This is a genomic window from Kerstersia similis, from assembly GCF_965139615.1.
In the GTDB taxonomy this organism is placed as follows: domain Bacteria; phylum Pseudomonadota; class Gammaproteobacteria; order Burkholderiales; family Burkholderiaceae_B; genus Kerstersia; species Kerstersia similis.
Genome location: NZ_CBCSIQ010000028.1, coordinates 47,623 through 54,922, shown reverse-complemented (window position 1 = coordinate 54,922; position 7,300 = coordinate 47,623). Strand labels below are relative to the sequence as shown.

5 protein-coding genes are annotated in these 7,300 nt (G+C 60.9%); 2 read left to right on the top strand and 3 right to left on the bottom strand.

Features of this window, described 5'->3' with window-relative positions; translation table 11 throughout:
• Positions 1-1,673 (top strand): DUF6056 family protein (locus ACNA1V_RS14970; RefSeq protein ID WP_415834401.1); only part of this gene is annotated, 1,673 nt, incomplete at its 5' end.
• A 25-nt stretch (positions 1,674-1,698) separates the two neighbouring features.
• On the opposite strand, the gene ACNA1V_RS14965 is transcribed toward ACNA1V_RS14970, so the two are convergent.
• The 3 genes from ACNA1V_RS14965 to ACNA1V_RS14955 form a co-directional block, all read right to left on the bottom strand.
• Positions 1,699-2,052 (bottom strand): DUF6693 family protein, encoded by a 354-nt coding sequence (locus tag ACNA1V_RS14965; protein WP_415834400.1) that lies wholly within the window; start codon positions 2,050-2,052, stop codon positions 1,699-1,701.
• A gap of 137 nt (positions 2,053-2,189) precedes the next feature.
• The gene (locus ACNA1V_RS14960; RefSeq protein WP_415834399.1) at positions 2,190-3,434 is read right to left on the bottom strand and encodes an NAD(P)/FAD-dependent oxidoreductase; all 1,245 of its coding nucleotides are present in this window, start codon (positions 3,432-3,434) and stop codon (positions 2,190-2,192) included.
• A 14-nt stretch (positions 3,435-3,448) separates the two neighbouring features.
• Positions 3,449-6,346, bottom strand: coding sequence for a valine--tRNA ligase (locus ACNA1V_RS14955; RefSeq protein ID WP_415834398.1), 2,898 nt, complete (start codon positions 6,344-6,346; stop codon positions 3,449-3,451).
• A gap of 469 nt (positions 6,347-6,815) precedes the next feature.
• On the opposite strand from ACNA1V_RS14955, the gene ndk reads away from it, so the two are divergent.
• Complete coding sequence (gene ndk, locus ACNA1V_RS14950; RefSeq protein WP_068368458.1) at positions 6,816-7,241, top strand: nucleoside-diphosphate kinase; 426 nt, start codon at positions 6,816-6,818, stop codon at positions 7,239-7,241.
• The last annotated feature ends 59 nt before the right edge of the window (positions 7,242-7,300 follow it).

Below are 7,300 nucleotides of genomic sequence, written 5' to 3'. Positions count from 1 at the left end.
GGCAGGTCATGGAAATGGGCATGAAAGCGGGGCGGGGCTCGGCGGCAGTGTTTGCTGTCGCTTTTTGTATGGTGTTTTATTTGGCCTGGCTGGCGCCGATGCATTCGGACGATTTCAGCTACGCCAACATGGGGCTGGCGTGGGCGAATCATGTCACACACTATACGCATTGGAGTGGCCGCTTCCTGGCCGACTATATCAGCGCGCTGATTTTGTATGTGGATAGTCCGTGGGTGACGGCGGCGCTGAAAGCCTTTGCGACGGTTGCTGCCATTGCCATGATTGCGCGGATACCGGCGGTCTGGCTGGGAACACCGCCTAAAACCGAACTGTTGGTCTTTTTGCTGGCGCTGTATCTGGCGGGCAATCTTATCCTGGGCGAAACCGTGCTCTGGACCGTCGGGGCAGCCAATTATCTGTTCCCCGTCTTTTTCGCCATTCTCTATCTTTTCCTGTTCAGCCTTTATTGCAACCGGCCGCAGCAGAAGTGGCGCTATTTTGTGCCGCTGGTACTGACTGGCGTGCTGGCAGGTTGTTCCAACGAGAATACCGGCTGGGTGATGGTGGCTGCGACCTTGGCAGGGGCGCTGTATTTGCACTGGCAACGCAAGGATAGGGCTGTGTGGCTGTTGCTGATTCCTGTCCTGCTGGGGTTCGGTGTGCTGTTGCTGAGCCCGGGGAACGTGGCACGTGCGGCACAACCGGCCTTTGCCGAGTTCTATCAGACCCGGTTTTTCGAGCGAGTGCTGCGTTTCACTTTTTCAGGGGGATTTCCCAAGTCGGTGGCCAAGTTGCTACCATTTTGGGGAGTGGCGGCCATGCTGCTGATTCTGGGGCGCCGTGCCGCGAACGCGAAGGTGTGCCGCAGGGTAGCGGTGGGCGTGATCGTGTGTGCATTGGCCAGTGCGTATTCCATGGTGATGTCCCCCACTTTTCCTAGCCGTGCACTGGGCGGGCCGGTCTTTTTGATGCTGATAGCGGTGGCTTTTGCATATACGCCTTTGCTGGATGGCCCAAGTGGCCGCTTTCTGCGTTGGCGCGGGGCGTTCATCGTTGCCGCCTTGCTGGCGGCATTATTGATGTATGTAGCCATGATTTTTTCGTATCAGCGTGTGGCGCTGCAGGAACAGGTGCGTCAGGCGCTGGTCAGGCAGGCAGTGGCGGCAGGGCAGGAAAGCACGGTCATTCCCGCTTTTTTTTATCCCCCTTCGTTGCGCAAGGGTGATGCCGTGGACTCCTATCACAATGACCTGGCTATGGGAGAGTATTACGGCATGCAGGACATCCAGGTTGTGCCACTGGATTATGACTATTCCGTTCTGCTGGATGGTGTCCGGTATGACACGCAGCCGGGCACGGCATCAGGTGATGGGGTGTTCGATGCACTGTATTTGGGACGCAGCAATCTTCTCGGCAGTACGACGTTGGTCCTGGGCGGGCCGCTATCTGGACGCATGCCGGAGGATATTGCCCAGTTGCGCGTAGTGATGACTTTGCGAGATGGCCGCCAGGAAAGCCGACTGCTGCCCTGGGTGCCAGTGCGTATCCCAGATGGGGTGATGATGGGGGGGCGTGTTCCTGTATCACAAGGCGATATTGCCGAGCTTGGCTATACCCTTATCCAGGCAGATGGCTCGGAGAGTCCAGCCAGCGGCACGTTCCTGTTGCATTGAAGCCCGGTGAGGCGCAGGCGCAGCCTTATGGCTCGTTGACGCCGACGATCTTGGTATGGCTCATGCAGTGCGCTGAGATTTTATAGTTGAATACGATATAGCCGATGCCCAGCGTAAGAATGCTGATGATGGCCCAGAGAATGATGTTTCCGATAATGCTGGCCAGGTCTATGGTGCAGACCAGGCGGCCGACGCGTGCGCCCTGTGCGTCATAGGCATACGTTCTGCTGATGATGTATTTCTGCATGTAGTACGGAAAGACGAATAGGGCCAGCCCCAAGGTGACGAGGGCCAGCAAGACCCAGATCACGACGTGCCCGATGACTTCCATGAAGCCGAGATCGGATTTCAGTTGCAGGGATTGGAAACTGGGGTTCATGGTGTCTTGTCTCGGAAACGAAAAGGCAGGGTGGTGTGACGGCAGCCGGGCCGATGCCGGCAGTGGCAGCCCGAAAAAATGCCGCCGGAAAGTGAATTCCCGACGGCAATGGCAGGCCTCTGCGGCTGGCGGGACGGTCAGGCCGCGGGCACGAAGGATTTCAGGGCAATGCGGGCATCCACCACGGCTTCTGGCGCGGGGCTGATGCCCAGCTCAAGCAGCTTGCGGCTGGTGACATGATCCAGCGGTGCGTTGACCGATTCGACACAAACCAGTTGGCCGTTCACATAGTGAAATAGCGAGAAAGACTCGGGCTTGGCGCCCTGGCGTCGAACAATCAATTGGCCTTCGGTGCCGGGGGCAGGCGGCAGGCCGGCCATCTGCAGGCGCAGGCTGCCCTGTTCAGACCAGAACCAGGGCAGCGCTTTGTGCGCCGCAGGCGTGCCGCCCAGCGTGGCGCAGGCAGTCTTGGCCTGGTCGTTGGCGTTCTGAACCGATTCCAGGCGCAGGTTGCGGCCGGTGTAGGGTTCATCAAAACGTGTGCAGTCGCCAATGGCAAGAATGTCCGCGTCGCTGGTGCGCATGTGGGCATCCACGATGATGCCGTCATGGCAGGCCAGGCCGGCGGCCTCAGCCAGTGTGGTTTCGGGCACGGCGCCAATGCCGAGCACCAGGACATCCAGCGCCAGACGTTCATCGCCGGCTTTCAGGGACGTCACTTTGCCTTGTTGAATTTCAAAGTCGCTGGCACTGATGCCGGTGCGGATATCCAGGCCATTGGTGCGATGGCTGTGCAGGACATGCTCAGACAATTCGGCCGATGCGGCGCGCCCCATCAGGCGCGGTGCCGCTTCCAGCACGGTCACTTGCTTGCCTTGGGCGTGTGCGGTGGCGGCAATTTCCAGGCCGATGAAGCCGCCGCCCAGGATCACGACCCGTTGCGCGTCCGCCAGCAGGGCGCGCAGGCGTTCGGCATCTGCGGCATGGCGCAGGCTGGCGACGTTGCTCAGCGATGCATCCAGCTCAGGCAAGGTGCGGGCTCGGGTGCCGGTTGCCAGTACCAGGCGGTTCCAGGCCAGCTCCCGTCCGCTTTGCAGGCGTACGCGCTTTTGGTCGCGGTCAATGGCGGCCACGCCGTCGCCTGTGATGACCTGGATGCCAGCCTGTTCGTACCAGTCTTGCGGCCGATGAGGCATGGGCTGCTCTTCGGGGGCCTTGAGAAAGGCTTTCGAGAGCGGTGGGCGATGGTAGGGCAGCAGGGCTTCTTCGCAGACAAGAATGGTGCGATCGCCCAGGCCGGCCTGGGACAGGCTGGCGCACAGTTGCGCGGCAGCATGGCCGCCGCCGATGATGAGGATGGTTTCGTTTGCCGGGGTGTTCATGCGGTTCTTGTCCTTCAGCCGCGCAGGCGCTCGTATTGGCCGCGTACTTTGTCCAGGGTTTCACGGAATTGCGCGACGCGCTGTTTTTCCTGCTCCACCACGGCTGCCGGGGCGCGGGCGACGAAGTTCTCGTTGGAAAGCTTGCTTTCCGCCTTGGTGATTTCGCCTTCCAGGCGGGCGATCTCTTTTTCCAGACGCGCTTTCTCTGCGGCGACGTCAATTTCCACGTGCAGCATCAGGCGCGCATCGCCTACGACCTGGACGGGAGCGCCCAGATCGGGCAGGGCCGCGACGATTTCAACGCCGCTCAGTTTGGCGAGCGACGCCAGGTAGGGGCGCTGGATCTCCAGCGTGGCGGCGTCGCCTTCTGCCAGCAGTGGCACGCGCTGTGCCGGTGACAGGTTCATCTCGCCGCGCAGGGCGCGCACGGCTTCGATACGGGCCTTGAGCGCTTCGATGGCGGCTTCGGCCTCGGCATCCTGCAGGGTGTCGTCGGCCAGCGGGTGGGCCTGGATGCTGATGCTGGTTTCTTCGCCCTCGGCGCGCACGCCGGCGGCGACGGATACGCGCTGCCACAGCTCTTCGGTAATGAAGGGCATGATGGGGTGCGTGATGCGCAGCAGGCTATCGAGCACATGCAGCAGGGTGTCGCGGGTGGCCTGGGCCTGCTCCGGCGTGCCTTGCTGGATCTGGACTTTCGAGAGCTCCAGATACCAGTCGCAGTACTCGTTCCAGGCGAACTGGTAGATGGCATTGGCAATATTGTCGAAGCGATAGCCGGCATAGCCTTTTTCGACTTCGGCAGCCAAGGTTTGCAGGCGGCTCAGGATCCAGCGGTCGGCAATGCTGAGCGCGGCGCGATTGGCGGGCGCTCCGGCTTGTGCGACCTGATGGCCTTCGGTCTGCATCAGCACGAAGCGCGTGGCGTTCCACAGCTTGTTGCAGAAGTTGCGATAGCCTTCGCAGCGTTTCAGGTCGAAATTGATATTGCGGCCCAGCGTGGCATAAGCGGCCATGGTGAAGCGCAGCGCGTCAGCGCCGTAGGCGGGAATGCCATCCGGGAATTGCTTGCGCGTCTTCTTTTCGATGTCGCCGGCCTGCTTGGGGTTCATCAGACCGTAGGTGCGTTTCCGAACCAGGCCTTCCAGGTCGATGCCGTCGATCAGATCGACCGGATCCAAGGTGTTGCCCTTGGACTTGCTCATCTTCTGGCCATCCGCATCGCGAATCAGGCCATGCACATAGACATCATTGAAGGGCACCTTGCCGGTCAGGTGGGTGCTCATGATGACCATGCGCGCCACCCAGAAGAAAATGATGTCGAAGCCGGTGACCAGCACGCTGGAGGGCAGGTAGCGCTGGATGTCCGGCGTGTCTTCGGGCCAGCCGAAGGCAGTGAAGGGCACCAGGGCGGAAGAGAACCAGGTGTCCAGAACATCCTGGTCGCGCTTCAGCTCGCCTTGCACGCCGGCGGCGCGAGCCTGGGCGTAGGCTTCCTCTTCGCTGTGCGCCACGAACAGTTGGCCATCTTCAGCGTACCAGGCGGGAATCTGATGGCCCCACCACAGTTGCCGGGAAATGCACCAGTCCTGGATGTTTTCCAGCCACTGGTAATAGGTGTTGGTCCAGTTGTCCTGGAAGAATTTGATATCGCCGTTGCGCACCACATCCAGCGCGACTTCGGTAATGCTCTTGCCTTCGTGGCTGGAGCCTGCGCCGGCAGGCTTGCTCATGGCGACAAACCACTGGTCGGTCAGCATGGGTTCCAGAACCACACCGGTACGGTCGCCCTTGGGCTGCATCATCTTGTGGCTGTCGATACGAACCAGCAGGCCTTCGGTTTCCAGCGCCTTGACGATGGCATCGCGGGCGTCGTAGCGATCCATGCTGCGGAAAGCAGCAGGTGCGTTGTCGTTGATGCGGGCGTCGGGGGTGAGGATGGAAATCAGCGGCAGGCCGTGGCGTTGGGCGCAGGCGTAGTCGTTGAAGTCATGCGCGCCGGTGATCTTCACGCAGCCGGTGCCGAACTCGCGATCGACGAAATCGTCCGCGATGATGGGAATCTGGCGTCCGGTCAGCGGTAGATTCAGCATTTTGCCGACCAGATGGCGGTAGCGTTCGTCTTCCGGGTGGACGGCCACGGCGTTGTCGCCCAGCATGGTTTCCGGGCGCGTCGTGGCGACGGTCAGGCCGGTCAGCGTCACGCTGTTGCCCTCTTTGTCAGTGATGGTTTGCGGGCCATCGGCAAAGGGGTAGAGTATGTGCCACAGGTGGCCATCGGTTTCCTCGGAAACCACTTCCAGGTCGGAAACTGCGGTCAGCAGCTTGGGATCCCAGTTCACCAGGCGTTTGCCGCGGTAGATCAGGCCTTCGCGATACAGGCGCACAAAGGTTTCCAGCACGCCCTTGGACATCTGCTCGTCCATGGTGAAGTACTCGCGCTCCCAATCGGCCGAGGCGCCCAGGCGGCGCACCTGATTGGTAATGGTCGTGCCGGATTGGTGCTTCCATTCCCAGACTTTTTCCAGGAATTTTTCGCGGCCCAGGTCATGACGCGACACTTTCTGGGCGTCCAGCTGGCGCTCCACGACGATCTGCGTGGCAATGCCGGCGTGATCGGTGCCAGGGATGAAAGCAGTGTCATAGCCGCGCATGCGATGGTAGCGCACCAGGCCATCCATGATGGTCTGGTTGAAGGCGTGCCCCATGTGCAGCGTGCCCGTGACGTTGGGCGGCGGGAAGTGGATCACGTAAGGTTTGCCGGTCGCTTGCGGGCCGTGGACATGCTGGCCGGAACGGAAGAGATCCAGGCGGCTCCAGGTGTCATACCAGCGGGCTTCGATGTCAGCGGGTTCGAAACTCTTGGGCAGTTCGTTTTGGGAAGCAGTGTCGGGAGTGGAAGAATCGGTCATACCAGTTTCAGCATTGCGCCTTGTCGTGCGGCGCGATAAGGAAGGTGTCTGTGCCGGCGCCGGATCGTTGCGGGCCGGCGTCGGCCTGAAAAACAGTGTGTTCGTGCGGTGGCTCGGCATTCCGGGCGGCCCTGGACGATATCGCGTGAGATGATAACGGCTGGGGCGCCTGCCCGTCCTGGGGGCGGTGTCTGCCGACACCGTCAGGCCCAGGGGGAACCCATTTATGCCCTTGCAATCTAACATTTTAAGGTGTATCCCGCCATGGCTGCATGTTAGAATGCCGGGTTGCTGTAAAAAGCCCGGAATATCTATGCCTGCCGTGTTGCTGCCTGGATGGCCGAGGTTTTCGGCGCCAGTTCTGGCGCTTGCAGTAGCAGACGGCCGCCCTGGCCAGGAGTCCGGGGTTCGGGCGCGCTGTTGATTCCCTTTCCGATTTTTCAATACGCCTTCCCCCTGGAGTATCCTGATGGCTATCGAACGCACCCTGTCGATTATCAAGCCCGACGCAGTGGCCAAGAACGTGATCGGCCAGATCATTGCCCGCTTTGAACAAGCTGGTCTGAAGATCGTGGCTGGCCGCCTGGCCCAGCTGTCGCGCGCCGACGCCGAGCGTTTCTACGCAGTGCACAAAGAGCGTCCTTTCTTCAAGGATCTGGTTGATTTCATGATCTCCGGTCCCGTGTTCGTGCAAGTTCTGGAAGGCGAAGGCGCCATCCTGAAGAACCGTGAACTGATGGGCGCAACCGATCCCAAGAAGGCAGAAGCCGGCACCATCCGCGCCGATTTCGCTGAAAGCATTGATGCCAACGCCGTGCACGGTTCCGACGCACCGGAAACCGCTGCCGTCGAAGTGGCTTTCTTCTTCCCCGAAATCAACATCCACAGCCGTTGATTTCACTTGCTCGCCGGCGCCGGTGCTGTCCCGACGCCTGCGGGCGCAGACAGGCACGA